We start from the raw sequence: 25,235 nt of genomic DNA on the forward strand, positions 1-25,235 counted from the left end.
GCGCGGCTGTTGTCCATTGCTCAGTGACCTGATCGAGGTGTGCCGACGATGCTCGACTGCAGCTTGCCGCCCAGCCTGCACTATGTTGACGACAGCCAGCCCGGCCTCAGCCGCAAGCTCTGGCGTGGGCGCTTCATCTACCTTGACGCGCAAGGCCAGCGCATCCGCGACAGCCAGACCCTGGCGCGCATCGCGGCGCTGGTGATCCCGCCGGCCTATACCGATGTGTGGATCTGCGCCGACCCGCAGGGCCATCTGCAGGCCACCGGCCGCGATGCCCGCGGGCGCAAGCAGTACCGCTACCACACCCAGTGGCGCGAACTGCGCGACGAGCACAAGTACGGGCGCATGCTGGCTTTCGCCCAGGTACTGCCCAAACTTCGTGCTCAGCTGGAACTGCACCTGGCCCGCCCAGGCCTGGACCGGGAAAAGGTCATGGCCCTGGTGGTCAGCCTGCTCGACCACACGCTGATCCGCATCGGCAACCAGCGCTACCTGCGCGACAACAAGTCCTACGGGCTGACCACCCTGCGCAACCGCCACGTCAAGGTCGAGGGCAGTACCATCCGTTTCCAGTTCCGCGGCAAGCGCGGCGTGGAACACGATGTAACCCTGCGTGACCGGCGCCTGGCGAACCTGCTCAAACGCTGCATGGAGCTGCCTGGGCAGGCGCTGTTCCAGTACCTGGACGAAGACGGCCAGCGCCACAGCGTGGGCTCCAGCGAGATCAACCAGTTCTTGCAGCAGCTGACCGGCGCCGACTTCACCGCCAAGGACTACCGCACCTGGGCCGGCAGCAGCCTGGCGTTGAGCCTGCTCAGGCCGCTGGCCTGGGAGCCGGAAAGCGAGGCCAAGCGCCAGGTCAGCAGCATCGTCAAGCAGGTGGCCGCGCGCCTGGGCAACACGCCGGCGGTATGCCGGCGCTGCTACATCCACCCGGCGGTGCTGGAGCATTACACCCTGGGCCGGCTGCCTAACTTGCCTGGCCGCCGAGTGCGCAAAGGGCTGGATCCGGAAGAAGTCGCGCTGCTGTTGTTTCTGCAGGCGCTGGAGGAATCGGCTGATGATTGAGCTGGGCTATCTGACCAATGATGCAGAGAAATTTCCCATACGCCTCGAACCCCCCTATCCTTGCCACCGAGCACCTTCGTCGACACACCAGTGGCGCACTGAATCGGCACCTGCGACTAAAGACACACGACAGTTTTTATATTTCGGGGAATTACTATCCGCCGAAAGCGTCTTTAATGAGAAGGAAGAGGGACAGGCTCCCACCGCCACGGCACTGGCCAGGCGGATTTCTATATCACCAAGGAGAACTACATGCTGATACTCACCCGTAAGGTTGGCGAAAGCATCGTCATCAACGATGACATCAAAGTCACCATTCTGGGCGTCAAAGGGATGCAGGTGAGGATTGGCATCGATGCACCAAAAGATGTCCAGGTGCACCGTGAGGAAATCTTCAAGCGCATCCAGGCCGGCAACCCGGCACCGGAGAAGCACGACGACCAGCACTGACCTGCCGGCTACCTGACAGTCGCACGGACGCGCCTGCTCGCAACGCACCAAGGACCGGCCCGCTGGCCGAGCCTCAGGTGCCCAGCAACTCGCGCACCTTGGCGATCATCCTGTCCATGTCGAAGGGCTTGTCGAACACCGCGGCGAACAGTTCCGGGCGTCCTTGGCTGGCCTGGGCGCCGCTCATGAGGATCACGGGCAGGTCCGGCAGCACCAGCTCCTCACGAATCGCCACCACCAATTCTTCTCCGTTGAGCACGGGCATCATGTAGTCGGTGATGACCAGCTCCACGCGCTTTTCCTTGAGCGCTTCCAGGGCTTTGCGTCCATTGCTCGCCTTCTCCACCAGAAAGCCTTCATCCTCCAGGGCGAAGCCCAGGATATCGGCAATCAGGTATTCGTCATCGACGATCAGGATGGTATTCATCTGCGGCCCCGTCACCCACCCCCTTGCGGCACCGGCGAACCCGAGAGCACCCCGCTGGCACCCTCGAATGCCTTGCGCAGGCTGATACCCTGCGGGCCGAAATGCAGCGCATGCAGCGCCGGGTCGTGGTGGCTGTCGCGCACCTTGAGGATCGACAACAGGCGCCGCAGCTGCGAGTCCAGCTCGACGAAGCGCATCAGCATGAGGTTGTCGACGATGCTCGACAGGTCCGGCGCGGGCGCGGTGATTTCCGAGCCGAAGATGTCGCGCATTTCCCAGGTGAGCATGACGCTGACATCCCGCGCCCGCAGCTCGCCGGTCAAGGCGCGGAAGAACGCGTTGAGCCGTGCCGGGTCGACTGCCAGGCGGCTGAAGGCGCCGAGGCTGTCGATCACCACGCGCTTGCTGCCTGCGGCTTCGACCTGCGCCAGCAGGCGCGCACCGAGCTGGTCGAGCAAGCCTTCGGTGGTTGGCTGCCAGCACAGCTGCAAGGCGCCTTGGCGCTCGAGGGCGGCGAAGTCGTAGCCCAGGGACGCCGCCTTCAGCCGCAGGCGGTCGGGGGTTTCGTAAAAGCCGAAATGCAGGCCCGGGGCTTCGGGAGTGGAGGCTCCCAGAAACGCCAGGCCCAATGAAGTCTTGCCGATCCCCGAGGGCCCCATCAACAAGCTGACCGAGCCTTTGGCCAGGCCGCCGCCGAGCATCTCATCGAGTGTCTCGATGCCCGTGGTCACCCGGCTCAAGCTGGCATTGCCCGGCTGGCTGGGGTGGCTGTACAAGGCCTCCAGGCGTGGGAACACGTGCATTCCCGCCTCGTCGATCAGGCATTCGTGGCGGCCGGACAACGCCCCGCTGCCGCGCGTCTTGCGCAGTTGCACGTGGCGCACGGCGCGGCTGCCGAGCAACTGCTCGCCCAGCTCGATCACCCCATCGACCATGGTGTGCTCGGGGCTGCCTTCGTCCAGCCGAGCGCTGGTCAGCAACAGCACGGTACAACCGGCGAAGGCCGCATGGCCCTGCAGCTCGGAGACGAATTTCTTGGTGTCCAGCGACGTTTCCGCGCGCACCCGGGCGTTGAGCACGCCGTCGACGATCAGCAAGCTGGCCTGCTGCCGGCTGATTTCCTGGCGCAGCAACTTGACCACCGCATCCAGCCCCTCCTGCTCGAGGGTGTCGAAGGCGCTGACGAACTGGATCTGGTCGCCGACCATCGCCGGGTCGAAGAAATCCAGGGTCGCCAGGTACTGGAACAGCCGCTCGTGGGATTCACTGAGCAAGGTCGCCACCAGCACTCGCCCGCCCTGGCGCACGTGGCTGCAGGCCAGCTGGTTGGCAAGAATGGTCTTGCCCGCCCCTGGCGGCCCTTGAATGATGTAGGACGCGCCAGCGACCAGGCCGCCCTTGAGCAGCGCATCGAGCCCCGCTATTCCCGTCACCAGCCGCTTGAGTGCTTGTGCCATGGTGGCTACCTTTGCGTTTGACTGTGCGCATCACGCCGGCAGGTCGGCAGGTACAGGCGCATGCAAGTACCCTCGCCCATCTCGCTGCGCACGGTGATTGCGCCATTGCTTTGCTTGGCAAAGCCGTAGGCCTGGCTGAGGCCCAGGCCGGTGCCCTTGCCGAAGGGTTTGGTGGTGAAGAACGGCTCGAAGATCCGCGGCAGTACGTGCGGGTCGATGCCTGGGCCGGTGTCGCTCACCTCGAAGCAGACGTAGCCTCCGCACAGCCCTTCCACTTCGCCCGCAAGCTCCACGGCTTCGATCGCCATGCGAATCGTGCCGTGGCCTTCGATGGCATCGCGGGCATTGAACATCAGGTTGAGCAAGACCATCTGCAATTGCCCGACGTCCACATCGATCATCGGCAAATCGGGCTGCAGCCGCTCTTCGAGCGTGATCTCGCGGGGCAAGGCGTGCTCCAGCAGGCCACGGGTTGCGGTGAGCAACTCGGCCGGCGCGATCAGGCTGACTTCGAGCTGGCGGTGGCGGGCGAAGGTCAGCAGCTGCTTGGTCAGCTCGGTGCCGCGCTGGCCGGCATCGAGCACGTGCTGCATCAGCCGCTGCTGGCGCGCCGGGTCGCGGCTTTCCTGGGCCATGCGCGCGGAATTGATGATGATGGTCAGCAGGTTGTTGAAGTCGTGGGCCAAACCGCCCGTCAGCTGGCCCAGCGCTTCGAGCTTCTGCGCCTGGAACAGCTGGGCACGCACCGCATCGAGCTGCATGGCCGACTCGCGCCGGTCGGTGATGTCACGGGTGACCTTGGCCAGTCCTATGACCCTCCCCTGCTCATCGTGGATAACGTCCAGCGCGGCCAACGCCCAGAACTGCGTGCCATCCTTGCGTACCCGCCAGCCCTCGTCCTGCGCCACGCCCTGTTCCAGGGCCTGCTTGAGCAGCCGTTCGGGGCGGCCATCGAGGCAATCCTGAGGGGTGAAGAACAACGAAAAATGCCGGCCGACGACTTCCTCGGCGCGGTAGCCCTTGATGCGCTCGGCGCCGGCGTTCCAGCTGACCACACGGCCGGAGGTGTCGAGCATATAGATGGCGTAGTCCACCACTGACTGCACCAAGCGCTCATAGCTGTTAGCGGGCATCACAGGGTGGTCGGTGCAGTCAGCTGAAACCATGCAAACTCCACAGGCACAGCAGGAGGGGAAATAGTGAGCTTAGCCAAAGTTGCCCGCCTCCGTCAGCGCGCTGCACTTCAGTTCAGCCAGGCTCACGCTCGACCAGCACCGGGCTGACCCGCCGCGGCAGCGCCACTTTCAGCAACCACAGGCACACCAGCACGATCACCCCGCCACCGCCCAGGGCCATCAGGCGCTGGGGTTGCGGGTGTTCGTCGGCGAACCCGATCATCAACAGGTAGCCGCCCAGTGAGGCCAGGCTGACATAGAGAAACGCCCCCAGCAACAGAACGTGGGCGAACAGCACACGCCAGTACCAGCGGGGGCGAACGAGGCGCCCGGAATCGGTGGAACGGGAAGCCCGAGACATGGCTACGCACTCATTGGATCCAATGGAAGGCGCCACAGTGGCCTAATGACACCTAGGTGTCAATTAACCTTCCGTTCGAGGCCATCACTCCTTTGATCATAGGTGCTGTAGTTGACTCAACTATAACAATGGGTTATAAAGCGCGCTTGATTGTCAGGCCCTTCTGCCTAGAAGCGCGCCGGTCGTCACGACCCTTTCAAGCGTGCGAGTGTGGTGGAATTGGTATACACAGCAGACTTAAAATCTGTCGGCGTGAGCCTTGCGGGTTCGAGTCCCGCCACTCGCACCATATTTTGATGAAGGCGCCCTGGTGGCGCCTTTTTCGTGCCCGCCGGAAATTCAGCGCATGCCTGCTAGAGTGGAACCTGTCTACGTCCACTGGAATGCCACCATGCGCTACTCCCTGTTCGATGGCCAACGCGACATCATCCTCCTCATCGCCCGCGTGCTGCTGATGATCCTGTTCATCCTCTCGGGCTGGGCCAAGCTCACCGGTTTCGAAGGCGCGGTCGGCTACATGACCTCGCTGGGCGCACCGGCCCCCATGGTGGCGGCAGCGGTTGCCGTGCTGATGGAGTTTTTCGTCGGCATCGCGCTGATCCTGGGTTTCTACACGCGCCCGCTGGCTTTCCTGTTCGCGTTGTTCGTGCTGGGCACGGCGCTGCTGGGGCACCCGTTCTGGAACATGGTCGACCCTGAGCGTGCCGCCAACATGACCCAGTTCCTGAAGAACCTGAGCATCGTCGGCGGGCTGCTGTTGCTGGCAGTGAGCGGGCCTGGGCGGTTCTCGCTGGACGGGCGCTGAGTCAGTCGTCCACGTCGTCGTGCCAGGCGGGATGGTCGTCCTCGTCGTCGAGGTCGTCGTCGAGGTCATCCAGTAGCTCTTCGTCTTCCTCGACTTCATCTTCGGCGCCCTGGGCATCGGCTTCGATGTCCAGGTCGTCGTAAAGGAATTCGTGATCGAGCAGGTGATCGTGCTCCGGCTCGTGCAGGTCGTCTTCGTCGCGCATGGTGGCTCCTGGAAATTGGCCACGCCTGTATAGGCGCATCGCTGGCCAGGGTCAATGGCTGACGGTTAATGCTGAGTTAACCGATAGCCCTCAGGCTGAAATCTCTCCCTTCAAACGTTCCTTGCCCGCCTTCCTGGCGGGCTTTTTTTTTGCGCAGACCCTTCGTCCGAATGCAGGCCGCTCCCCGAACCCAACCGGAATGTTGCGTTCGCACATGATGCAGGAACCGCTTTTTCAAGGAGAGAATGCATGGCCGTGAACATCGACAACCTCATCATCACCACACCCGTTCCGAAATCCGCCAGCAACCCCGTTGCCCTCGAAGTGACAGGCGCCCAGGCCCTGGCGAGCCTGACCAACGTGGTCGCACGCCTGAACGATGGCTCGATCCGCATGACCGCCCCCACCAAGGGCGCATCGAGCAAGAGCACCCACCGCACCCGCTGCGAATGGAAAGAAGCCGTGTACTGGGCCCTGGGCAGCGCTGCCCGCCACCGCAATCACCAGCGCATGACGCTGGAGAAGGTCAACCTGGCGCAAAAGGTGGTGATTTCCCAGATGCATGTGAAGGACGACGACAACCCGCCGATCAAGGTGTTCTGGAACAAGGGCAAGATCACCGTGGGCTTTCGCGCGGACTTCAACCAGACCGCAACCGTGAGCAGCACCGTGCTGGAGAATGTGCCGCTCGGCAGCCGTTTCGATATCACCATCGACGTCACCGAGAACGGCGCCTGCACGGTCAGCGCAACGTGCGCAGGCCGCACCGGCACCACCGCCACGCTGCAACTGGGGCCATCCTGGGCGGCGCGGACGCTGAATTTTCATGGCGGGGTGTACAACCAGGTGGACTACAACGATGACACGCCGGCCGAGGATGGGTCCGTCTGCGTGATCAGCGCACTGGAGCGGGTGCATGCTTGAGGCGGGTATTACAGGCGTGAAACATACCCTTCACGAATTTATGACACCCGCCTGGGCACACTGACCCTGCTCCGACGTTCTTTAGGCCCGCCACTTGTTGGCGGGCTTTTTCTTTGGCCGAATGTGCTGTGCAGCCCAGGCCACAGGATTGCAACGAGCCGCTCGCGCTGGGCAGCGCTCAGCCCATAATTACACCAACTTTGTGTGCACTCTGCTGGGCAGATGCCGACTCCGGCATTTTGTACAGCTACTTGGCTGTGCGCTCCTCCGCCTGCCGGCCACTGTAGACGCAGAACGCGGAGTTGTAGCCATTGAAGGCAACAGCATGGCTGAAGTCGCAGAAGTAGGCCGGATTCTTGGTTCCAATGATATCGCCCGCTTTGCACTGACCGGGCATCGATTCTACGAGCGTGTCGCCGTTGCTTCCGAGGCAGGCTTTCCCGCTTGAGGAGTCATTGCACCCTGCTAGGGCAATCGAGGCCAGGGCCAGACAGATAAAACGGTGTTTCATAAGAGACTCCTTTCAATAAGCCGCGGATGGTACTTTTTTGACCCGCAAAGAAAAACCCCGCAGACGTTAATCTGCGGGGCTTTCGAATGTGGAGGCCGAGGTCGGAATCGAACCGGCGTAGACGGATTTGCAATCCGGAGCATAACCACTTTGCTACTCGGCCTCAAAGTTCGGAGTTAGCGGCTTTCGCTTTGCTATCTCCTTGAAACACTGAACCTTTTTCAAAGTTCGCTGCGTTTCGATGGGCGCATTATGTCTGCATTCGGCACACCTTGCAACCCCCTGATCAAAAAAAATATTCAAGGGGTTCAAGGGTTTAGCGCAAGCGGCCGAGTTTACTCCACAAACCCACCAGGGTGTTCTCCACCGTGCCGCTGGCGGCCATGCCGATGCGCTCCTGCAAGCTCTTGCGTTCGGCGTAGTGCAGGTGGAACAGGTTGGCGTTGCGGGCACGCTCGCTGAGGTATTCGTCGCTGGTCTGCAGCTGGTCCACCAGTTTGCGGTTCAGCGCAGCGACGCCCAGCCAGACTTCACCGGTGGCCACCTCGTCGATGTGCAGCTGCGGGCGGTAGCGGGCGACGAAATCCTTGAACAGCTGGTGGGTGATGTCCAGGTCTTCCTGGAACTTCTCCCGGCCCTTCTCGGTGTTCTCGCCGAATACGGTCAGGGTGCGCTTGTACTCACCGGCGGTGAGCACCTCGAAGTCGATGTCATGCTTTTTCAGCAGGCGGTTGACGTTGGGCAACTGCGCCACCACGCCAATCGAACCCAGGACGGCGAACGGGGCACTGACGATCTTCTCGCCAATACAAGCCATCATGTAGCCGCCGCTGGCGGCCACCTTGTCGATGCACACGGTCAGCGGGATGCCGGCTTCGCGGATGCGCGCCAGCTGGGAAGCGGCAAGGCCATAGCTGTGCACCAGGCCACCGCCGCTCTCCAGGCGCAGCACCACTTCGTCACGCGAATTGGCGAGGGTCAGCAGTGCGGTGATTTCGTTGCGCAGGCTTTCGGTGGCGGAGGCTTTGATATCACCATCGAAGTCGAGCACGAATACCCGGCCCTTCTCCTCGGCCTTGGCCTTCTTCTGCTGCTTCTCCTTTTTCGCCTGCTGCTTGCGCAAAGCCTTGAGCTGGGCCTTGTCGAGCAACCCGGCCTCCAGGCGCTCGCGCAGCTCTTTATAGAACTCGTTGAGGCGGGTGACCTGCAGTTGCCCACCCGCCTTGCGCCGCCCTTTACTGCGCAGGCCGGCGATGGCCGACAGCACCACCAGGATGGCAATTACCAGGGTGGCTGTTTTAGCGAGAAAGCTTGCGTATTCGGCAAGAAACTCCACGTTGACTCCTTATGAACCAGCGCCATGACGGCGCGAAACTTTAGCTAGCATACCGGGGCTCTGAAGACGCTGCCAGCCGAGGCAAAGGGCGGCAACACAGTTCAAACAACCTTTTCAAACGCTTGTATGTTTTTTCGTTGACAGCCCGTGTGGCGCATCCTAACCTCGCAGCAATCTTCAAGCGGCCGGATACTTTCGTGGGCAACCTCTACCTGATCCGACATGGCCAAGCCTCCTTCGGTGCCGACGACTATGACGTCCTGTCGCCGCTGGGCATTCGCCAGAGCCAGGCGCTGGGCGACCACATGGCCGCGCTCGGCCTGCGCCTGGACCGCTGTGTGGCCGGCGACCTGCGCCGCCAGCAGGACACTGCCCGGCTCGCGCTGGAGACGATGCACGGCAACGGCTGCGCAGTACCGGCCATTGAGACCGACCCGGCATTCAATGAGTTCGATGCCGACGGTGTGATCCGCGCACTGCTGCCGGGCCTGCTGGCCGATGAGCCGAATGCGCGAGAAATCCTGCGCAACGGCGCGCAGAACCGCAGCGAGTTCCAGCGCCTGTTCGCCCTGATGGTGCAGCGCTGGCACGCCGGCGAGCATGCCGACGATGGCCTGGAGACCTGGCAGGCATTTACCGCTCGGGTGCAAGCCGGCCTGCAGCGTGTGCTGGACAACGCCGGCAGCGGCGACAACATCGCCGTGTTCACCTCCGGCGGTACCATTGCCGCCCTGCTCCACCTGGTTACCGGTATTACCCCCAGCCAAGCCTTCGCGCTGAACTGGCAAATCATCAACACGTCGCTCAGCCAGCTGAAGTTCCGCGGCCGCGACGTGGCACTGGCCTCCTTCAACAGCCAAGCCCATGTGCAGCTGTTGAAGGTGCCGGAGCTCATCACTTATCGCTGAGCCCGGCCTGTTGTTGTCCCTGCGTGGACGTGAATATCACTCTATAAGGAATGCACCATGACCTCCGTAGCTGATGCCGTTAAAGAGATGCAAAAGAAGTTCAACCCAGCCGCAGCCGCAGGCCTGGATCTGGTGTTCGGCTTCAACATCACCGATGAAGACAAGCACTATGCACTGATCGTCAAGGACGGCACCTGCGACCTGCAGGAAGGTGAGAACCCGGACGCCAACTGCACCCTGGTCATGGACAGCGAAACCCTCAAGGGCATCGTCAGCGGCGAAACCGACGGCATGCAGGCCTTCATGGGCGGCAAGCTGCGCGTCGAAGGCGACATGATGCTGTCGATGAAACTCAGCGAGCTGTTCCCTTCCTGAGTGACGGGCACACCGAGCGAGACGAAAACCGAAGCCTGACCGGCTTCGGTTTTTTTTTGCCCTGCCCGCGGCATTCGGTGCAGTGATCGGCCAGCAACACCCACACCTATATGGCACCTGGCACGCTTGTTCCAGCGCAGCAAGGCCATTAGATTAGCCAATAGTCCTTGCGCTAGAAAATAAGGAAAACGCATGACGCTCACCGACCAGTCCACCCAGGTACGCCCCGGCGAAGAACTCGACGCGGCCGTCATCGATCCTTACCTCAAGGCCCACATCCCGGGCCTTGCCGGCACCCCGAAGATCAGCCAGTTCCCAGGTGGCGCGTCCAACCTGACCTACCTGGTCGCCTACCCGGGCCACGAGTACGTGCTGCGCCGCCCGCCGTTCGGCCAGAAAGCCAAGTCGGCCCACGACATGGGCCGTGAATTTCGCATCCTCAACCAGCTCAACAGCGGTTTCCCCTACTGCCCCAAGGCCTACGCACACTGCACCGATGAATCCCTGATCGGCGGCGAGTTCTACGTGATGGAACGAGTCAAGGGCATCATCCTGCGCTCGGACATCCCGGCCGAACTGGGCCTGGATGCCTCGCGCACCGAAGCGCTGTGCAAAAGCTTCATCGACCGCCTGGTCGAGCTGCACCAGGTCGACTACAACGCCTGCGGCCTGGCCGACCTGGGCAAGCCCGAAGGCTACGTGCAGCGCCAGATCGAAGGCTGGACCAGCCGTTACGAAAAAGCCCTGACCCCCGACGCGCCACGCTGGGAGCAAGTCATCGCCTGGCTGCGCGAAAAGATGCCGGCCGACCACCCGCGCCCCGGCATCGTGCACAACGACTACCGCTTCGACAACGTGATCCTCGATGCCGACAACCCGATGCGCATCATCGGCGTGCTCGACTGGGAAATGGCCACGATCGGCGACCCACTGATGGACCTGGGCAACAGCCTGGCCTACTGGATCGAGGCCAGCGACCCGGCGCCGGTGCAACTGATGCGTCGCCAGCCAAGCAACGCTCCAGGCATGCTCAGCCGCCGCCAGTTCGTCGACTACTACGCCGAGCGCGCCGGCATCACCCTGGACAACTTCGATTACTACTATTGCTACGGCCTGTTCCGCCTGGCCGGCATCGTGCAGCAGATCTACTACCGCTTCTACCACGGCCAGACCCAGGACAAACGCTTCGCCCAGTTCATCCACATGAACCGGCTGCTGGAGCAGATGAGCCTGCAGGTCATCGGCAAGTCCACGCTCTGACGACAGACAACAAGGAAAACAGCATGTCCAAGACTCACCTGTTCGACCTCGACGGCAAGGTCGCTTTCGTCTCCGGTGCCAGCCGTGGCATCGGCGAGGCCATTGCCCACCTGCTGGCCCAGCAAGGTGCCCATGTGATCGTTTCCAGCCGCAAGCTCGAGGGCTGCCAGCAGGTGGCCGAGGCGATCATCGCCGCCGGCGGCAAGGCCACGGCGATTGCCTGCCACATCGGTGAGCTGGAGCAGATCCAGCAGGCCTTCGCCGCCATCCGCGAGCAATTCGGCCGCCTGGACGTGCTGGTCAACAACGCCGCCACCAACCCGCAGTTCTGCAACGTGCTGGACACCGACCCCGGCGCTTTCCAGAAGACCGTCGACGTGAACATCCGCGGCTACTTCTTCATGTCGGTGGAAGCCGGCAAGCTGATGCGCGAGAACGGCGGCGGCAGCATCATCAACGTGGCGTCGATCAACGGCGTATCACCCGGGCACTTCCAGGGCATCTATTCGGTGACCAAGGCGGCGGTGATCAACATGACCAAAGTCTTCGCCAAGGAGTGCGCGCAGTTCGGCATCCGCTGCAACGCCCTGCTGCCGGGCCTGACCGACACCAAGTTCGCCTCGGCGCTGGTGAAGAACGACGCCATCCTCAAGGGCGCGCTGCAGCAGATCCCGCTCAAGCGCGTGGCCGACCCCAAGGAAATGGCCGGCGCCGTGCTGTACCTGGCCAGCGAAGCGTCCAGCTACACCACCGGCACCGCGCTCAACGTCGACGGCGGCTACCTGTCCTGATCAGGCCTTGATCGCCTGCAGGGTGTAGCTCAGCGGCAGGCGCTGGGGCGCATGGCGCAATCGCCATTCGCCATCGGCGCCTTTGTCCATCTGCCCCGGCAGGGCCTCCCAGGGCAGGCTCTGGTGCTCCACCAGGCCGGTCAGTTGCAGGCCATGGGCGAGCAAGGCGCTGATCAGCTCACCCATGCCATGGTTCCATTCATGGGTTTCGGTGCGGGTCAGGCGCTGGTCGCTGTCGACGTAGGTCTGGTCGGTGTGCCATACCGTCGGCGCTTCGTGCTCGAAGTACGGATACTCCAGTTGCAGCCGGTCTTGATGGTCTTCGTTGATGGCCATCAGCATCGGGTGACCATCACGCAGGAACAGGCGCCCACCCGGCTTGAGCAAGGCCGCCACGGTGCGCGCCCAGGGCTCGATGCGGGGCAGCCAGCACAATGCACCGATGCCGGTGTAGACCAGGTCGAAACTGCCGGCGGGCAGCACCTGGTGCGCCTCGTAGACGTCGGCCTGCACGTAGTCGATGGCCGTGGCGCAGCGCTCGGCCAGGCGCCTGGCTTCGAGCAGCGATGCAGCGGAATAGTCCAGGCCGCACACCTGGGCACCCAGCCGCGCCAGCGACAGGGTATCGGTGCCGATGTGGCATTGCAGGTGGACCGCGCGCAGGCCACGGATGTCGCCTAGCCGCGGCAGGTCGAAACGCACGGTTTCGGACAGATGCTCCGGCTCGCCGACCAGGCGCTCGACTTCATAGTCCTGCGACGCCGCATGCAGCGGCGCACGTTCATCCCAGCTGTCACGGTTCAATTGCTGTGAGCGGTCCACGTCAGCCATCCTTGCTCTGCTCCTGGTCTCGACCAACAGCTCGGCGCACCTTACAGGCAGGTGGCCGCTGCGGCCCGGCGCTGCAGGGCAACGCCATCGTTTTTCTGTGCGTAGTAATCCACCCGGGTGCCGCCCGCCTGCGAATACACATCGACGAACGACTCGGCTTCGCGGGTATAAACAGTCAGGCCGCCCTGCTTGCGAGGCTCCAGGTAGCCACTGGCGTCATCGCCGAACACCTCTTCCTTCTGCCAGCTGAACTGGATGCACTGCGCCACCAGCTCCGGCGCCTTCTGCGAGGCCAGTTGCGCAGCCGGCTTGCCGCCACGGGCCGCGTCCATGGTCGCGCTAGCGCAACCGACCAACACCAGTGCCGCAGCCATCGGCAAAATTGCTCGCATGTTCCATCCTCGGGGCAAAAAAGAAAGCGACTCTAGCACTTCATCCGGCCCCGACCAACGCCGCCATGCGCACCGCGTTGCGCCCTGCTGCCTTGGCCTGGTACAGCGCCGCATCGGCCTGGGCCAAGAGGCTTGCAGTGCTGTCATGCGGGCCAGGTATGCCGCACCACAGGCCAACACTGAAACGCAGCGCAATCTCGTCGCCGGCAAAATGCGCCGGGCTCATCGCGATGGCCTCGCGCAACGCCTGCAGCGCCTGCAACGCGCCGTCGCGGTCGGCATGCGGCAACAGCAGCAGAAACTCCTCGCCACCGTAGCGGCCCATGCTGTCGCCCTGGCGCATGCGCTGCTGCAACTGGCGCACGCAATGGCACAGCACCTCGTCACCGGCCAGGTGGCCGTACAGGTCGTTGATACGCTTGAAATGGTCGATGTCGATCATGGCCACCGCCAGGTGGCTCTGCTCGCCGCGGGCGCGGTCCAGCGCCACGGCAAAGCGCTCCAGAATCGCCCGGCGGTTGAAGGCGCCGGTCAGCACATCGCGCAAGGCCAGGTGCTGCAGGCGCGCCTCGCTGCGCTCCTTGGCCATCAGCACCAGGCCGATCGAATACATCATCACCGTGACCGTGCCGATCGCCACGGAAATACTCTGCTTGAGGTTGCTGGTGTCGTAGCGCATCTCCACGGCGGTGCCGCCGAGCACCGCCACGGCACGCATGCCCAGGCCAACCAGGCTGATCAGCGCGCCGATTTCCAGCAACAGGTGCGCCCTGCCCGGGCGCTCGGCGTAACGCCGCGCCCAGTACAGGATCAGCGCGCACTGCAGCATCAGCACCAAAGTCGCCAGCAACATGCGCGGCTCCAGGGTGTCGAGCAGCAGCATCAGGCCCACCAGCATGCACGCCGGGATGATGAAGATCAGCGGCCACGGCATGGCCTGTTCGCGCACGCGGAACAGGCTCGCCGAATAGAACGCCAGCGCCAGCGACAGCAAGCTGTTGCCCACGCCATAGCTTAGCCACAGCGGCGCATGGCCATACACGGTGTAACAGACGTAGGCCAAGGCATGGGCAAGCAGCCCGCAGCCGGTCAGCCACACATCGTTACGCCGATTCGACGGGCCGACCAGCAGCAGGCAGAAAGCGAGGATGGTTGCCACCAGGGCAACGGCTGCGAACAGCGTGGGGGTGTGGGCGATCATCGTGATTCACCGTGTGGCAGCTAGCCGTCTTCAGTGCGGCCTGCCCAGCAGTCTATGGGCCAAGGCGCGCGGCGGCCATGACCGAACGGGACAGAACAGCAGCCGCAAGGCACGCCGTTCATCGTCCACGCAACAAAAAAACCACCCTCCCGGAAACAAAATGGATCGTTTCCAGTCTCAGGCAGTGCCCCGTAAACCTATGCGGATCAAGGACCTATATCGTGATGACCCGCCTTGCAAGCTGCTCGCTGATCGCCGCCTTCCTGTTGGTTGCCGGCTGCCACCACCACCGTTACCACGATGACGACGATGGCTGGCGCGATGGCGATCGTGACCATCGTCACCACCCGCGTTACGAGCGCGACGATGACAACCGCTACCGTGACCGCGACTACCGCTAAGACGTCTTTTCAATCCACTTACAACCTGATGATTTTTCCGAGGCTTCTATCATGCGTCTGACTTTGCCTTCCCTTGCCCTTGGCCTGCTCTTGTGCCAGGGCGCTTTCGCCGGTGACGGCAGTGCCGCCATTGGCGGTGGCCTGGGGGGTGCCCTGGGTAACGTGATCGGCCAGCAAATCGGTGGCAGCACCGGCGCGGCCATCGGCGCTGGCCTGGGCGGCGCCGCGGCCGGTGCGGTAGGCGCCAACAAAGGCAACCGTACCGAAGCGGCCATCGGCGGCGGCCTGGGTTCGGCCGGCGGTTCGGTGATTGGCCGCAAGGTCGGCGGCTCGTCCGGCTCGACCATCGGTGCCGGCCTGGGCGGCGCAGCCGGTAGCGCCCTGGGCAACCACATGGGCAGCAACAGCAAGAAGCACCACCGCCACCACTGATGGCGGCGCACTCAGGGCCGCCTCGCGGCCCTGATGTTCATCAATACCCCCTTCACCTGCACCTGCCACACTGGCTGCTACTGTCTACTGTGCCCCTTGTGTGAAGGAACATCCCCGCCCCATGAACCAGGAATTGCTCTGGGTCCTCGGCCTGCTGGCCGTCGTCGTCGTCCTCTTCGTCATCAACCGCCCGCGCATGGATGTGGTCGCCCTGCTGGTGATCCTCGCCCTGCCCTTGTCGGGCATTCTTACCGTGGAACAGGCCCTGGCCGGCTTCAGCGACCCCAACGTGGTGCTGATCGCCGCGCTGTTCGTGATCGGCGAGGGGCTGGTGCGCACAGGCATCGCCTACCGTATCGGCGAATGGATGAGTGAACGCGCCGGCAACAGCGAGGCGCGCCTGCTGGTGTTGCTGATGGTGTCGGTGGCCGGGCTGGGCTCGGTGATGAGCTCGACCGGCGTGGTGGCGATCTTCATCCCGGTGGTGCTGAGCATCGCCGCGCGCCTGAAGATTTCCCCCAGCCGGCTGATGATGCCGCTGAGCTTCGCCGGCCTGATCAGCGGCATGCTCAGCCTGGTGGCCACGCCGCCCAACGTGGTGGTGCACAGCGAGCTGGTGCGCCATGGCTTGCCCGGTTTCAGCTTCTTCAGCTTTACCCCGTTCGGCCTGGTGGTGCTGGTGCTGGGCGTCGGCTACATGCTGCTGACCCGCCACTGGCTCAATGGCGAAGTGCGCAAGGATGGCCGGGTGGAAACCCGCCGCACCCTGCTCGACCTGGTGCTCGACTACAAGCTCAATGGCCGCGAGCGGCGCCTGCGGATCCGCCCGCAGTCGCCGCTGATCGGCCATACCCTGGGCGAGCTGGAGCTGCGCACCCGGCATGGCGCCAACGTGATCGGCATCGAGCGCCAGCACAAGTTCACCACCCGGGTGATTGCCGCCGATTCCAGCACCGTGCTGCACCAGGGTGATGTGCTGCTGCTCGACCTGTTCGCCAACCGCGACGACCTGCGCAGCCTGTGCCAGACCATGCAGCTGGAGCCGTTGCACTTCAAGGCGGCCTATTTCATCGACCAGTCCCAGGAGCTGGGCATGGCCGAGGTTTCTCTGCCGCCAGGCTCCAAGCTGATCGGCAAGAGCATTCTCGAACTGGCCTTCCGCACCCGCTACGACCTCAACGTGGTCGGCCTGCGCCGTGACCAGGCGGCGATCGAGGAGCAGTTGGTGGAAGAAAAGCTGCGCCTGGGTGACACCCTGCTGGTGGTCGGCCCATGGAAGGCCGTGCGCCTGCTGCAGAGCCAGCCCAAGGACTTTCTGGTGCTGAGCCTGCCGGCCGAGATCGACCAGGTGGCCCCGGCCCGCACCCGCGCGCCCTATGCGTTGATCAGCCTGGCGGTGATGGTCGGGCTGATGGTCAGCGGCGCGGTGCCCAATGTGATTGCCGCGCTGATCGGCTGCCTGCTGATGGGCGCCGGGCGCTGCATCGACATGAACAGCGCCTACCGGGCCATCCACTGGCAAAGCCTGGTGCTGATCGTCGGCATGCTGCCGTTTGCCCAGGCCTTGCAGAAGACCGGCGGCATCGACCTGGCGGTCGGCGGGCTGGTCAGCCTGCTCGGCGGTGCCGGGCCGATCGCCATGCTGGCCTGCCTGTTCATGGTCACGGCGGTGATCGGCCTGTTCATCTCCAACACCGCCACCGCGGTGCTGATGGCGCCAGTGGCGATCAGCACGGCCACGCAACTGGGCCTGTCGCCCTACCCGTTCGCCATGACCGTGGCCCTGGCGGCTTCGGCGGCGTTCATGACGCCGGTGTCCTCGCCGGTGAACACCCTGGTGCTCGGCCCCGGCCAGTACCGCTTTGGCGACTTCGTCAAGGTGGGTGTACCGTTCACCTTGCTGGTGATGGTGGTCACGGTGTTGATGGTGCCTTGGTTCTTTGGTTTGTAGGACAATCCCGCGCACAATGGTGGCATTTGGATATTATCCCTACAGATCGCGGCAGATTGACATCAAGTACCCTGTACAAACACACTGAGATGTCATTGCCCCAGGTGCCTACAGCCGTTGTCCTGGATTTCGTTTCCGCTTGTCGGTCGAGCCTATGGTTTTTCCAGCACAATCGCGCCTGTTGCCCTACCTTGCACTGTTCGGCCTGACCTTCGCCCTCACCGTGGGCGGCATCCTGGCCCGGCCGATCGAATCCCTGTCGCTGTTCTGGCCGGTGAATGCGGTGCTGGCCGGCGTGCTGTTGCGCTATCCGCGCCAGGCCGGGGTGATCGGCTTCGCCCTGGTGTGGCTGGCGATGGTCGCGGCCGACTTCCTGTGCGGGAGTGCCTGGGCGCCCGCCTTGTGGCTGAACCTGGCCAACCTGGGCGTGGTGGTGACCGTGTGGTTGCTGCTGTCGCGCCTGCCCCGCCTGCACCGGCGCATGCGCAGCCCGTATGGCGTGCTGAGCGTGTTCGGCGCCTGCGCGGCGGGCGCCATGGTGGCGGCGAGCCTGGCCTGCGTGGTGGCCGCGCCGTGGTTCGAGCAGTCCCTGCGCACGACCTGGCTGGCCTGGTTCAGCGAACAGTTCTCGACCAGCGTGCTGGTGCTGCCGGTGTTGCTGACCGCGCCTTCGGCCCGCGCATTGCTGCGCAGCTACCAGGCGATCCGCCTGGCGCCGCTGCTGGTGCTGCTGGGCTCGCTGGCGTTTAGCATCGGCTTTGGCGGGCCTGGGGCCATCGCCTTCCCGATCGCCGCCCTGCTCTGGTGCGCCTGGACCTACTCACCCTTCCTGGTTTCGTTGCTGACGCTCACCGCCGGCAGCACGCTGATCGTTGCCGTGGCGCAGAACCTCATGCACTTCAGCGTGCCGCAGAGCGAGCCTGGGGTCACCACGCTGATGTCGGCGCGCCTGGGCATCGCCATGCTGGTGCTTGGGCCGCTGGTGGTCGCCTGCGTCAGCCAGGCCAACCGCAGCCTGCTCGCGCGCCTGGCGCACCAGGCCACCATCGATCACCTGACCGGCGTGCTCACCCGCAGCGCCTTCACCCGCCGCGCCAACGCCCTGCTCGAAAGCCGCCAGCAGCATGCCCAGGCCGTGCCGCTGACCTTGATGATGCTCGACATCGACCATTTCAAATCGATCAACGACCGCTACGGCCATGCCGTGGGCGACCAGGTACTGCGCCACTTCGCGCGCACCCTGCAAGACCAGCTGCACGAGGACGAACTGCTGGCGCGCATGGGCGGCGAAGAGTTCGTGGTGATCCTCCCAGGCCTGGCGCCAGACCGCGCGCAGTTCACCGCCGAACGCCTGCGCCGGGCGGTGCAGGACCTGCATGTGGTGCACGGCGATGCGCGCCTGCAGATTACCGTGAGCATCGGCCTTGACGGCTGCGCCGCCGACACCGAGGCGCCAAGCCTGGACGTGCTGATGGCGCGCGCCGACCACGCCCTCTACCGCGCCAAGGCCCACGGGCGCAACCGCGTCGAGCAGGCCGAGGCGCAGCGCCAGGTGGTGTGACTCAGCCGGCCAGCAAATCCCAGGACAGCTTGGCGATCAGCACGCACAACAGCACCAGGAACAAGCCGCGAACGAACCCGGCGCCCTTGCGCACCGCCAGCCAGGTGCCGGTCAGGGCGCCGAGGATGTTGCACGCGGCCATTGGCAAGGCGATGGCGTACAGCACGTTGCCGGACGGCACGAAGAACACCAGCGCCGCCAGGTTGGTGGCGATGTTGACCACCTTGGCCGACGCCGAGGCGTGCAGGAAGTCCAGGGCGAAGAAGCGGATGAACAGGAAGATCAGGAAGCTGCCGGTGCCTGGCCCGAACAGGCCATCGTAGAAGCCGATGGCGCCGCCGATCAGCACCGCCAGGCACTGCTCCTTGCGGCCGATCTTGGCCGGGGCGTGCAAGGTGCCGAAGTCCTTCTTGCAGAAGGTGTAGATGGCCATCAGCACGATCATCACCAGCACCGCCGGGCGCATCACGCTGGGCGGCACCAGCGACACCGTGGCGGCCCCTGCGAACGACATGACGAAGGCACTGAGGGCCGCCGGCACGATCAGGCCCCAGTCCAGGGTCACCTTGCGGATGAACGAACGCGCGGCAAAGGCCGTGCCGCACACCGACGCCAGCTTGTTGCTGCCCAGCAAGGCCGCCGGCTGCGCGCTAGGCAGCACGTTGAACAGCGCCGGGATCTGGATCAGCCCACCGCCTCCCACGGCGGCATCGATCAGGCCGGCGGCGAAGGCGAACAGGGAAAGTACGGCGATATCCATCATGGCGCGGTTCCAGGCAGTGAAGGCAGACTGCAAGGCTAATCAAAGCGCCGCGCTTGTGTTGAAATGCCATATTGCGAAAACTGCAACGAGGAACCCTCCATGGCATTGGACATGCTGCGCGAAATCCAGGCATTCGTCAGCGTTGCGCACAAGCGCAGCTTCGTCGCCGCGGCGCGCGCCCTGGGCCGCTCGCCCAGCGCCATCACCCGCGCGGTACAAACCCTGGAAGACCACACCGGGTGCAAGCTGCTGGTGCGCAACGCCAACGCCGTGACCCTCAGCGAAGCCGGCGAGCGCCTGCTGCCGCACGCCGAACGCTTGCTGGATGTGCAACGCGATGCTGCCGATGAGCTGGCCGCGCTCAGCGGCAGCGCCCAGGGCTGGATCCGCTTCGCCGTGCCGCAGCTGCTCGCCGAGCATGTGCTGCCCGGCATGCTGGCGGCCTTTTCCCAGCGCCACCCGCAGGTGACGCTGGACGTGCAGTACCGTGACGAGGCCATCGACCCGTTGCAGGGCAAGCTCGATTTCGTGGTGCGCGGCGCATTCCCGCAGTCGAGCGAGTTGATCGGCTACCCCTTGTGGCGCTACCGCCGGCATCTCTACGCCAGCCCCGGCTACCTAGGCCGCACCGGCATACCCCAGGAACCGGAGCAGCTGGCGGACCACGCGCTGATCCTGCACACCGCGCCGCGCATCCTCAAGGCCTGGCACTTCAGCCGTGACGGGCGCATCACCAGCTTGCGCCCGCACCCACGCCTGCGCCTGAACTCGGGTGATGCGGTCTACCACAGCGCCCTGGCCGGGGCCGGCATTGCGCGCCTGGCGGATTGGGTGGGCGAAGCCCAGGTAAAGGCCGGGCGCCTGGTACGGGTGTGCGCCGATTACCGGCTGACCTCCAGCACCGGGCAAGACCCACAGATGCACGCGGTGTACCCCGCCGGCGAGCTGCCGGCGCGCGTGCGTGAACTGTTGCTGGCCCTGCGCCAGGCCGGTGAGGCGGCCAGTGAACAGCCCGGATAATGGCTGTTCAAATTCTGTTCAATTTAACAGAGCCCGCCGCCCGCCTGGCCTACAGCGTTTTATCCACAGACCTACCCACGTTTTTTGTGGACAGATTTCCTCATGCAAAGAAGGACTTATCTCACCGCCAGCAACGCCGCATTCGCAGCCCGCACCAGCTCGATCCAATCACCTGCGCTGATCACCCCCGCATGCTCCAGCGCTTCGGCGCTGCGCAAGGCCTGATCGTACTCATCCTCGTCGAGAATGCCGTTGGCGAGAAAACGGCTACGCCACTCCAGCATGGCTGAAGTGGCCTTCTTGCATTCCATCTATGTATTGGCTCCCAGGCAAATGGCCGGCTCGCTGTCGCGACCCATTGTGACGCGGGAGACTACACGAGCCATTTGCACTTGAGAACGACTTGCAGCGACCACCGGTCCAGTGGTGCAACCGGGTAGCACTGCCCTCAGCTTGGCGGAATGGTGCCGAGCAAGCCAATCAGAATGGTCAGCAGCAGAAAGCCACCCAGAAACAGTGCGAGCTTGCCCATCGGAACCTCTTCAAAGTGATGTTGGGACAAGCACATTGTCGACTTCAGGCTGATACGGTTACAGATTCAGGTTCGACGAAAAAAAGCGGATCAGATGGGTTGGCGAGCCAACGGATCGGGGCCTGGGCATTGGCCGCACGGCGGGGGACACTCGGGCGGATGCCAGAGCAATTGCTACATAAGGTTTCCATCACCAATGAAACACCTGTTTGGCCAACGCCAGCGCGCCGGCCTGCCACTGCACGCCTGCAACCCCCGCCCTGCGCGGGCCGGGCCTGCAAGTACACGTTAACGATCAGAAACATCTGCCGTGCAGATTTGTAGGAAAGTTTTCTCGTGACTGTAGGAAAAAGGCAGGTAACTGCCTTCTCCTGTATGAACGCCCAGTTTGATCAGGGTTTTCGAGCTGCTACGGTCCTTTTTCCTACAACGGCAAGGACGCCTACCGCGCTTGAGAAACATATGGATACGTACACAGCCGCTGCCCTGAAACTGCAAAAGACCCTCCTCACCCTGCGCCAGACCCGTGACCGGCTGCGAGCCGCAGGCAACGACGAAGAAGCCGACGAGCTTGCACTGAAAATCGCCCGCGTCGAGGAAACCCTGGCGCAGCTCCCGGCCGCGCTGCAATCGCCCACCCTGCAGTGAAAGCCTGCAGGGGCTTGCGCAGCCAGCCCCTGCCCTGCTGTCGATGAAGGCCCTTCAGCTCACCCGACGCGCAGGCGCGTGGCTGCGCTGCTTCTGCTCCCAGTCACCCACCAGCCCTATCGCGACCTCGGCAGCTGCCAGTGGCGTGCGCCCGCGCACCAGGTCTGCGGCGCGTTCGGCGAGCATGATGGTCGGTGCGTTGAGGTTGCCGTTGGGCTCGCTGGGGAACACCGACGAATCGATCACCCGCAACCCTTGCAGCCCATGCACGCGCAACTGCGAATCGACCACCGCCATGTCGTCCTCGCCCATGCGGCAGGAGCCGCACGGGTGCATGGTGCTTTCCATGTTGGCGCGCACGAAGGCGTCGATCTGCTCGTCGGTCTGCACATGCGCCCCTGGCGCCAGCTCCTCGCCACGGAACCGGTCCATGGCCGGCTGGCCGATGATTTCGCGGGTCAGGTGCACGCAGCGGCGGAAGCCTTCGCGGTCTTCTTCGCGCTCCAGGTAGTTGAAGCGGATTTCCGGGTGCTGGTACGGGTCGCCCGACAGCGCCCGCACGTGGCCGCGGCTCTTGGGCTTGTTGGGCCCGGTGAGCACCATGAAGCCATGCCCCTTGAACGGTTTGTTGCCGTCATAGCGCATGGCCGCCGGCAGGAAGTGGAACTGGATATCAGGCCAGCGCAGGCCCTTGGCCGAGCGGATGAACCCCCCCGCCTCGAAATGGTTGCTGGCGCCCAGGCCGTCCTTGAACAACAGCCAGCGCAGGCCGATCAGCGCCTTGCCCAGCAGGCTCATCTTGCCATTGAGGGTGACCGGCTCCTTGCAGGCGTACTGGATGTAGATTTCCGAATGGTCCTGCAGGTTTTCACCCACCCCCGGCAGGTCGTGGCGCACCTCGATGCCGGCCTTGCGCAATACCGCCTCGGGGCCTATGCCTGAGCGCTGCAGCAGGTGCGGCGAGCCGATCGGGCCGGACGCCACCAGCACCTCGCGGTTGCAGTACACCTTGTGGGTCTGCCCGCCTTCGTCGTATTCCACCCCCACCGCACGCTTGCCCTCGAGCAGGATGCGCCGGGTCATGGCGTGGGTGACCACGGTCAGGTTGGGCCGGCTCATGGCCGGGCGCAGGTAGGCGTTGGCCGTGGACCAGCGCACGCCGTCCTTGACCGTCATGTGCATGGCGCCGAAGCCTTCCTGCATGTAGCCGTTGCAGTCGTCGGTCTTGATGTAGCCGGCCTCGGCGCCGGCCTCGATCCAGGCGCCATACAGCGGGTTCTGCATGTTGTTGCCGTTGTTGGTGGCCAGCGGGCCGTTGGCGCCGCGGTAGTCGTCGCCGCCGAACTTGTACTGCTCGGCACGCTTGAAATACGGCAGGCAGTTGCGATAGCCCCAGCCCTTGGCTCCCAGGCTTTCCCACTCGTCGAAGTCATGGGCATGGCCGCGGATGTACACCAGGCCATTGATCGACGACGAGCCACCCAGCACCTTGCCCCGCGGGCAATGCAGGCGGCGGCCGTCCAGGTGCTGCTCGGAGGCGGTCTCGTAGTGCCAGTTGTACTTCTTGGTGTTCATCGGCAAGGAGAAGGCGCTGGGCATCTGGATCAGCACGCTGCGGTCGCTGCCGCCGTATTCGAGCACCAGCACCGAGGTGCTGGCATCCTCGCTCAGCCGGCTGGCCAGGACACAACCGGCAGACCCGGCACCGATGATGATGTAGTCGTATTTTTTAGTCATTGCTGTAGCCCTTGGCACCCAGGCCCGCTGCCTCGACGGTGCGTTCATTGCGCGGTGGATAGCCGCCCCAGCCCAGGCGAGCGGCCAACGCACGGGTCAACCCGTAGTGGACCAACCCGGCCAGCAGGCAGGACGGCAAGGAAGCGGTGATGAAGCTGAAGGAGTGGGTGTGGGCCAGCGTCTGCGGGTTGAACACCACCACGTAGATGGCAAAGCCCGCCACCAGCGCGAGCAGCGCGATGGGATTAAAGCCCTTGCAGAAGCGCAGCGGCGAAGCGTGCTGCGCGGCGTACAAGTGGCGCAGGTTCAGGCGCTGACGGCGCAGGAAGAAGTAGTCGGCGATGCCGATGCCGGCCAAGGCGCTGTTGAGGGCGGAGGTCCACACCAAAAAGATGAAGAAGCCGTCGTAGATGCCCGGCAGCAACAGCACGATGCCCACCGGGATCACGCAGAACAGCGCGATCAGCAAACCCCAGCGCATCGCCCGCATCCGCTCACCGGCCAGTTGGCGCAAGCCGATCACTGCGGTGTAGAGGATATTGACCATGCCGGTGAGGTTGGCCAGCGCCAGGAAACTCAGCGCCACCACGCCAAAACCAAGGCCGCCGGCCAGGCGCATCCAGGTGGTGGGGTCGCTGCTGCCCAGGGTCGAGGCGGCGAACAGGCTGACCGTCTCGCCCAGCGAGGCTGCACCGAAGATGCCGACCATGTTGGGCCAGAAGGCGGTGCGCTGGTTGCGGCACAAGCGCGACAAATTGCCCAGGTAAGGCCACCAGGAAAAGCCCGCGGCGATGTTGATTTCCACCGCGATCATGAAGTTGACGTGGGGGTCTTCGAACGGCGGCTGCAAGGGCGGCATGGCCAGCAGTTCTGCGATGCTGAAGCGCTGGGCGATCAGGAACATCAGCGCCAGCATGATCAGGATCAGGCTGGGCGCGATCACCGCGCTCAGGCGCCGGATCATGTCCGGCCCGCGCATCGCCGCCGCCGCTGCCAGCACGATCGCCAGCAGGCCGCCAGCGGTGACGATCCAGCCATCGCCCGCTGCGGCCGGGCGCTGCTGCACCAGGGTGTCGAGGTTGTCCAGGGCACGCCCGCACATCAGGCCCAGCACCGCCAGCCAGCCCATGGTCAGCACCACCACCGACAGCACATACACCAGCCGGCTGCCATTGATGCCGAACATGCTGCGCAGGAAGGTGAACTGCTCCAGCCCATACTTGCCGCACGGCAGGCTGGTGGAACTGGCGGCGAGGATCACCCCGATGATGTTGCCGATGACCACCGCGCAGATGCCCTGGCGCGGCCCGACGAACAACGCGGTGGCGCCGCCGATGAGAAACACCCAGGTGGCCACGGCCAGCGCCGAGTTGGCGTAGGCGAACCCCCAAAAACCCCAGACCCGCTCGCTGGGCAGCAAGGGCGTGTCGCCACGCTCGGCGCCCAGGCGAAATTCCGCTTCACGGGAGCTGCTCATGGCCGGCCTCCCCACAGGTAGAAGCCGATGATCACGGCCAGTGCCAGCAAGGCCACCAGCAGGGCGTCGGTCGCGGTCAATGCCCCCGGCCAGCGCGGGCCGGCCTGCAGTTCTTCATAGGCGCGCAGGCGCCTGTCCAGGTCTTGCGCACGCTCCACATCGACTTCGCTGCTCAAGGGCATCACCTCGTAGGTTCTTGTTCTTGGAATATGATGCAAGCCGATTCGGCCGCG

The 25,235-nt window shown here is 64.2% G+C and carries 29 protein-coding genes and 2 tRNA genes; 15 read left to right on the top strand and 16 right to left on the bottom strand.

Going from position 1 to position 25,235, the window contains the following annotated elements; translation table 11 throughout:
* Positions 1–48 precede the first annotated feature (48 nt).
* Complete coding sequence (locus tag L6D75_RS13060) at positions 49–1,071, top strand: DNA topoisomerase IB (RefSeq protein WP_176515070.1); 1,023 nt, start codon at positions 49–51, stop codon at positions 1,069–1,071.
* A 252-nt stretch (positions 1,072–1,323) separates the two neighbouring features.
* Positions 1,324–1,521, top strand: coding sequence for a carbon storage regulator CsrA (csrA, locus tag L6D75_RS13065; RefSeq protein ID WP_008089330.1), 198 nt, complete (start codon positions 1,324–1,326; stop codon positions 1,519–1,521).
* A 73-nt stretch (positions 1,522–1,594) separates the two neighbouring features.
* Here csrA and L6D75_RS13070 read toward each other — a convergent pair whose 3' ends face one another.
* The 4 genes from L6D75_RS13070 to L6D75_RS13085 form a co-directional block, all read right to left on the bottom strand.
* Positions 1,595–1,948: a response regulator gene (locus tag L6D75_RS13070; protein ID WP_176515072.1), complete on the bottom strand. Its 354-nt coding sequence runs from the start codon at positions 1,946–1,948 to the stop codon at positions 1,595–1,597.
* Between the two features lie 11 nt (positions 1,949–1,959).
* Complete coding sequence (locus tag L6D75_RS13075; RefSeq protein ID WP_176515074.1) at positions 1,960–3,405, bottom strand: ATPase domain-containing protein; 1,446 nt, start codon at positions 3,403–3,405, stop codon at positions 1,960–1,962.
* Between the two features lie 5 nt (positions 3,406–3,410).
* Positions 3,411–4,571, bottom strand: a complete 1,161-nt coding sequence (locus L6D75_RS13080; protein ID WP_176515076.1) for a two-component system sensor histidine kinase NtrB — start codon at positions 4,569–4,571, stop codon at positions 3,411–3,413.
* Between the two features lie 82 nt (positions 4,572–4,653).
* Complete coding sequence (locus tag L6D75_RS13085) at positions 4,654–4,941, bottom strand: hypothetical protein (protein WP_176515078.1); 288 nt, start codon at positions 4,939–4,941, stop codon at positions 4,654–4,656.
* A 204-nt stretch (positions 4,942–5,145) separates the two neighbouring features.
* On the opposite strand from L6D75_RS13085, the gene L6D75_RS13090 reads away from it, so the two are divergent.
* Positions 5,146–5,230: transfer RNA gene (locus tag L6D75_RS13090), tRNA-Leu, on the top strand.
* Positions 5,231–5,332: 102 nt separating this feature from the next.
* The gene (locus tag L6D75_RS13095) at positions 5,333–5,746 is read left to right on the top strand and encodes a DoxX family protein (protein WP_176515165.1); all 414 of its coding nucleotides are present in this window, start codon (positions 5,333–5,335) and stop codon (positions 5,744–5,746) included.
* A 1-nt stretch (position 5,747) separates the two neighbouring features.
* Here the strand turns inward: L6D75_RS13095 and L6D75_RS13100 are convergent, their stop codons facing one another.
* Entirely contained in the window at positions 5,748–5,951 is a 204-nt protein-coding gene (locus L6D75_RS13100; protein ID WP_176515080.1) for a hypothetical protein, read from the bottom strand.
* A gap of 249 nt (positions 5,952–6,200) precedes the next feature.
* On the opposite strand from L6D75_RS13100, the gene L6D75_RS13105 reads away from it, so the two are divergent.
* Positions 6,201–6,875: a polysaccharide lyase family 7 protein gene (locus L6D75_RS13105; protein ID WP_176515082.1), complete on the top strand. Its 675-nt coding sequence runs from the start codon at positions 6,201–6,203 to the stop codon at positions 6,873–6,875.
* A gap of 247 nt (positions 6,876–7,122) precedes the next feature.
* Here L6D75_RS13105 and L6D75_RS13110 read toward each other — a convergent pair whose 3' ends face one another.
* The 3 genes from L6D75_RS13110 to sohB form a co-directional block, all read right to left on the bottom strand.
* Positions 7,123–7,386, bottom strand: coding sequence for a hypothetical protein (locus L6D75_RS13110; protein WP_176515084.1), 264 nt, complete (start codon positions 7,384–7,386; stop codon positions 7,123–7,125).
* An 89-nt stretch (positions 7,387–7,475) separates the two neighbouring features.
* Positions 7,476–7,549 (bottom strand) — tRNA-Cys (locus L6D75_RS13115).
* 153 nt (positions 7,550–7,702) lie between these two features.
* A complete protein-coding gene (gene sohB / locus L6D75_RS13120) occupies positions 7,703–8,722 on the bottom strand; it encodes a protease SohB (RefSeq protein ID WP_176515086.1) in 1,020 nt (339 codons plus the stop codon).
* Between the two features lie 197 nt (positions 8,723–8,919).
* On the opposite strand from sohB, the gene L6D75_RS13125 reads away from it, so the two are divergent.
* From L6D75_RS13125 to L6D75_RS13140, 4 genes are all read left to right on the top strand, one after another.
* Positions 8,920–9,630, top strand: coding sequence for a histidine phosphatase family protein (locus tag L6D75_RS13125; RefSeq protein ID WP_176515088.1), 711 nt, complete (start codon positions 8,920–8,922; stop codon positions 9,628–9,630).
* Between the two features lie 57 nt (positions 9,631–9,687).
* Entirely contained in the window at positions 9,688–10,005 is a 318-nt protein-coding gene (locus L6D75_RS13130) for an SCP2 sterol-binding domain-containing protein (protein ID WP_176515090.1), read from the top strand.
* 192 nt (positions 10,006–10,197) lie between these two features.
* On the top strand, positions 10,198–11,265 hold the full coding sequence (locus L6D75_RS13135; protein ID WP_176515092.1) for a phosphotransferase family protein: 1,068 nt from the start codon (positions 10,198–10,200) through the stop codon (positions 11,263–11,265).
* 23 nt (positions 11,266–11,288) lie between these two features.
* Positions 11,289–12,056, top strand: a complete 768-nt coding sequence (locus L6D75_RS13140) for an SDR family oxidoreductase (protein WP_176515094.1) — start codon at positions 11,289–11,291, stop codon at positions 12,054–12,056.
* Here L6D75_RS13140 and L6D75_RS13145 read toward each other — a convergent pair whose 3' ends face one another.
* From L6D75_RS13145 to L6D75_RS13155, 3 genes are read right to left on the bottom strand one after another with little or no spacing between them, the layout of a single operon-like run.
* Positions 12,057–12,878, bottom strand: coding sequence for a class I SAM-dependent methyltransferase (locus L6D75_RS13145; protein WP_176515096.1), 822 nt, complete (start codon positions 12,876–12,878; stop codon positions 12,057–12,059).
* A gap of 50 nt (positions 12,879–12,928) precedes the next feature.
* A complete protein-coding gene (locus L6D75_RS13150; protein WP_176515098.1) occupies positions 12,929–13,279 on the bottom strand; it encodes a hypothetical protein in 351 nt (116 codons plus the stop codon).
* 40 nt (positions 13,280–13,319) lie between these two features.
* The gene (locus tag L6D75_RS13155; RefSeq protein ID WP_176515100.1) at positions 13,320–14,480 is read right to left on the bottom strand and encodes a GGDEF domain-containing protein; all 1,161 of its coding nucleotides are present in this window, start codon (positions 14,478–14,480) and stop codon (positions 13,320–13,322) included.
* A 224-nt stretch (positions 14,481–14,704) separates the two neighbouring features.
* Here L6D75_RS13155 and L6D75_RS13160 point away from each other — a divergent pair, with 224 nt between their 5' ends.
* The 4 genes from L6D75_RS13160 (at position 14,705) to L6D75_RS13175 (ending at position 18,825) form a co-directional block, all read left to right on the top strand.
* Positions 14,705–14,881 (top strand): hypothetical protein, encoded by a 177-nt coding sequence (locus L6D75_RS13160; protein WP_176515102.1) that lies wholly within the window; start codon positions 14,705–14,707, stop codon positions 14,879–14,881.
* 51 nt (positions 14,882–14,932) lie between these two features.
* Entirely contained in the window at positions 14,933–15,313 is a 381-nt protein-coding gene (locus L6D75_RS13165) for a glycine zipper domain-containing protein (protein ID WP_176515103.1), read from the top strand.
* Between the two features lie 121 nt (positions 15,314–15,434).
* Entirely contained in the window at positions 15,435–17,264 is a 1,830-nt protein-coding gene (locus L6D75_RS13170; RefSeq protein ID WP_176515105.1) for an SLC13 family permease, read from the top strand.
* Between the two features lie 139 nt (positions 17,265–17,403).
* Complete coding sequence (locus L6D75_RS13175) at positions 17,404–18,825, top strand: GGDEF domain-containing protein (RefSeq protein ID WP_176515107.1); 1,422 nt, start codon at positions 17,404–17,406, stop codon at positions 18,823–18,825.
* Between the two features lies 1 nt (position 18,826).
* Here L6D75_RS13175 and L6D75_RS13180 read toward each other — a convergent pair whose 3' ends face one another.
* Positions 18,827–19,588 carry a sulfite exporter TauE/SafE family protein gene (locus L6D75_RS13180; RefSeq protein WP_176515109.1) on the bottom strand — a complete coding sequence of 254 codons (762 nt, stop codon included), beginning with the start codon at positions 19,586–19,588 and terminating at the stop codon, positions 18,827–18,829.
* A 99-nt stretch (positions 19,589–19,687) separates the two neighbouring features.
* Between L6D75_RS13180 and L6D75_RS13185 the strand changes: the two genes are divergently transcribed.
* A complete protein-coding gene (locus L6D75_RS13185) occupies positions 19,688–20,608 on the top strand; it encodes a LysR family transcriptional regulator (protein ID WP_176515111.1) in 921 nt (306 codons plus the stop codon).
* 116 nt (positions 20,609–20,724) lie between these two features.
* Here the strand turns inward: L6D75_RS13185 and L6D75_RS13190 are convergent, their stop codons facing one another.
* Complete coding sequence (locus L6D75_RS13190; RefSeq protein ID WP_176515113.1) at positions 20,725–20,919, bottom strand: hypothetical protein; 195 nt, start codon at positions 20,917–20,919, stop codon at positions 20,725–20,727.
* Between the two features lie 683 nt (positions 20,920–21,602).
* Here L6D75_RS13190 and L6D75_RS13195 point away from each other — a divergent pair.
* Positions 21,603–21,788 (top strand): hypothetical protein, encoded by a 186-nt coding sequence (locus L6D75_RS13195; RefSeq protein ID WP_176515115.1) that lies wholly within the window; start codon positions 21,603–21,605, stop codon positions 21,786–21,788.
* 54 nt (positions 21,789–21,842) lie between these two features.
* On the opposite strand, the gene betA is transcribed toward L6D75_RS13195, so the two are convergent.
* Genes betA through L6D75_RS13210 form a run of 3 tightly spaced genes read right to left on the bottom strand, consistent with a single transcriptional unit; the run spans position 21,843 to position 25,184 of the window.
* A complete protein-coding gene (gene betA / locus L6D75_RS13200) occupies positions 21,843–23,525 on the bottom strand; it encodes a choline dehydrogenase (RefSeq protein ID WP_176515117.1) in 1,683 nt (560 codons plus the stop codon).
* Positions 23,518–25,002 (bottom strand): purine-cytosine permease family protein, encoded by a 1,485-nt coding sequence (locus L6D75_RS13205; protein WP_176515118.1) that lies wholly within the window; start codon positions 25,000–25,002, stop codon positions 23,518–23,520. The genes betA and L6D75_RS13205 overlap by 8 nt, the downstream gene beginning before the upstream one ends.
* The gene (locus L6D75_RS13210; protein ID WP_308506868.1) at positions 24,999–25,184 is read right to left on the bottom strand and encodes a hypothetical protein; all 186 of its coding nucleotides are present in this window, start codon (positions 25,182–25,184) and stop codon (positions 24,999–25,001) included. The genes L6D75_RS13205 and L6D75_RS13210 overlap by 4 nt, the downstream gene beginning before the upstream one ends.
* Between the last annotated feature and the right edge of the window lie 51 nt (positions 25,185–25,235).

This window comes from Pseudomonas faucium (assembly GCF_021602585.1).
Classification (GTDB): domain Bacteria; phylum Pseudomonadota; class Gammaproteobacteria; order Pseudomonadales; family Pseudomonadaceae; genus Aquipseudomonas; species Aquipseudomonas faucium.

Coding starts and splice junctions, on each gene's coding strand:
- L6D75_RS13105 (WP_176515082.1), top strand. CDS start 6,201: ATGGCCGTGAACATCGACAACCTCATCATCACCACACCCGTTCCGAAA.
- L6D75_RS13185 (WP_176515111.1), top strand. CDS start 19,688: ATGGCATTGGACATGCTGCGCGAAATCCAGGCATTCGTCAGCGTTGCG.
- L6D75_RS13155 (WP_176515100.1), bottom strand. CDS start 14,480: ATGATCGCCCACACCCCCACGCTGTTCGCAGCCGTTGCCCTGGTGGCA.
- L6D75_RS13160 (WP_176515102.1), top strand. CDS start 14,705: ATGACCCGCCTTGCAAGCTGCTCGCTGATCGCCGCCTTCCTGTTGGTT.
- L6D75_RS13190 (WP_176515113.1), bottom strand. CDS start 20,919: ATGGAATGCAAGAAGGCCACTTCAGCCATGCTGGAGTGGCGTAGCCGT.
- L6D75_RS13135 (WP_176515092.1), top strand. CDS start 10,198: ATGACGCTCACCGACCAGTCCACCCAGGTACGCCCCGGCGAAGAACTC.
- betA (WP_176515117.1), bottom strand. CDS start 23,525: ATGACTAAAAAATACGACTACATCATCATCGGTGCCGGGTCTGCCGGT.
- L6D75_RS13165 (WP_176515103.1), top strand. CDS start 14,933: ATGCGTCTGACTTTGCCTTCCCTTGCCCTTGGCCTGCTCTTGTGCCAG.
- L6D75_RS13095 (WP_176515165.1), top strand. CDS start 5,333: ATGCGCTACTCCCTGTTCGATGGCCAACGCGACATCATCCTCCTCATC.
- L6D75_RS13080 (WP_176515076.1), bottom strand. CDS start 4,571: ATGGTTTCAGCTGACTGCACCGACCACCCTGTGATGCCCGCTAACAGC.
- L6D75_RS13085 (WP_176515078.1), bottom strand. CDS start 4,941: ATGTCTCGGGCTTCCCGTTCCACCGATTCCGGGCGCCTCGTTCGCCCC.
- L6D75_RS13205 (WP_176515118.1), bottom strand. CDS start 25,002: ATGAGCAGCTCCCGTGAAGCGGAATTTCGCCTGGGCGCCGAGCGTGGC.
- L6D75_RS13110 (WP_176515084.1), bottom strand. CDS start 7,386: ATGAAACACCGTTTTATCTGTCTGGCCCTGGCCTCGATTGCCCTAGCA.
- L6D75_RS13195 (WP_176515115.1), top strand. CDS start 21,603: ATGGATACGTACACAGCCGCTGCCCTGAAACTGCAAAAGACCCTCCTC.
- csrA (WP_008089330.1), top strand. CDS start 1,324: ATGCTGATACTCACCCGTAAGGTTGGCGAAAGCATCGTCATCAACGAT.
- L6D75_RS13070 (WP_176515072.1), bottom strand. CDS start 1,948: ATGAATACCATCCTGATCGTCGATGACGAATACCTGATTGCCGATATC.
- L6D75_RS13180 (WP_176515109.1), bottom strand. CDS start 19,588: ATGATGGATATCGCCGTACTTTCCCTGTTCGCCTTCGCCGCCGGCCTG.
- L6D75_RS13170 (WP_176515105.1), top strand. CDS start 15,435: ATGAACCAGGAATTGCTCTGGGTCCTCGGCCTGCTGGCCGTCGTCGTC.
- L6D75_RS13100 (WP_176515080.1), bottom strand. CDS start 5,951: ATGCGCGACGAAGACGACCTGCACGAGCCGGAGCACGATCACCTGCTC.
- L6D75_RS13075 (WP_176515074.1), bottom strand. CDS start 3,405: ATGGCACAAGCACTCAAGCGGCTGGTGACGGGAATAGCGGGGCTCGAT.
- L6D75_RS13150 (WP_176515098.1), bottom strand. CDS start 13,279: ATGCGAGCAATTTTGCCGATGGCTGCGGCACTGGTGTTGGTCGGTTGC.
- L6D75_RS13140 (WP_176515094.1), top strand. CDS start 11,289: ATGTCCAAGACTCACCTGTTCGACCTCGACGGCAAGGTCGCTTTCGTC.
- L6D75_RS13060 (WP_176515070.1), top strand. CDS start 49: ATGCTCGACTGCAGCTTGCCGCCCAGCCTGCACTATGTTGACGACAGC.
- L6D75_RS13210 (WP_308506868.1), bottom strand. CDS start 25,184: ATGCCCTTGAGCAGCGAAGTCGATGTGGAGCGTGCGCAAGACCTGGAC.
- L6D75_RS13130 (WP_176515090.1), top strand. CDS start 9,688: ATGACCTCCGTAGCTGATGCCGTTAAAGAGATGCAAAAGAAGTTCAAC.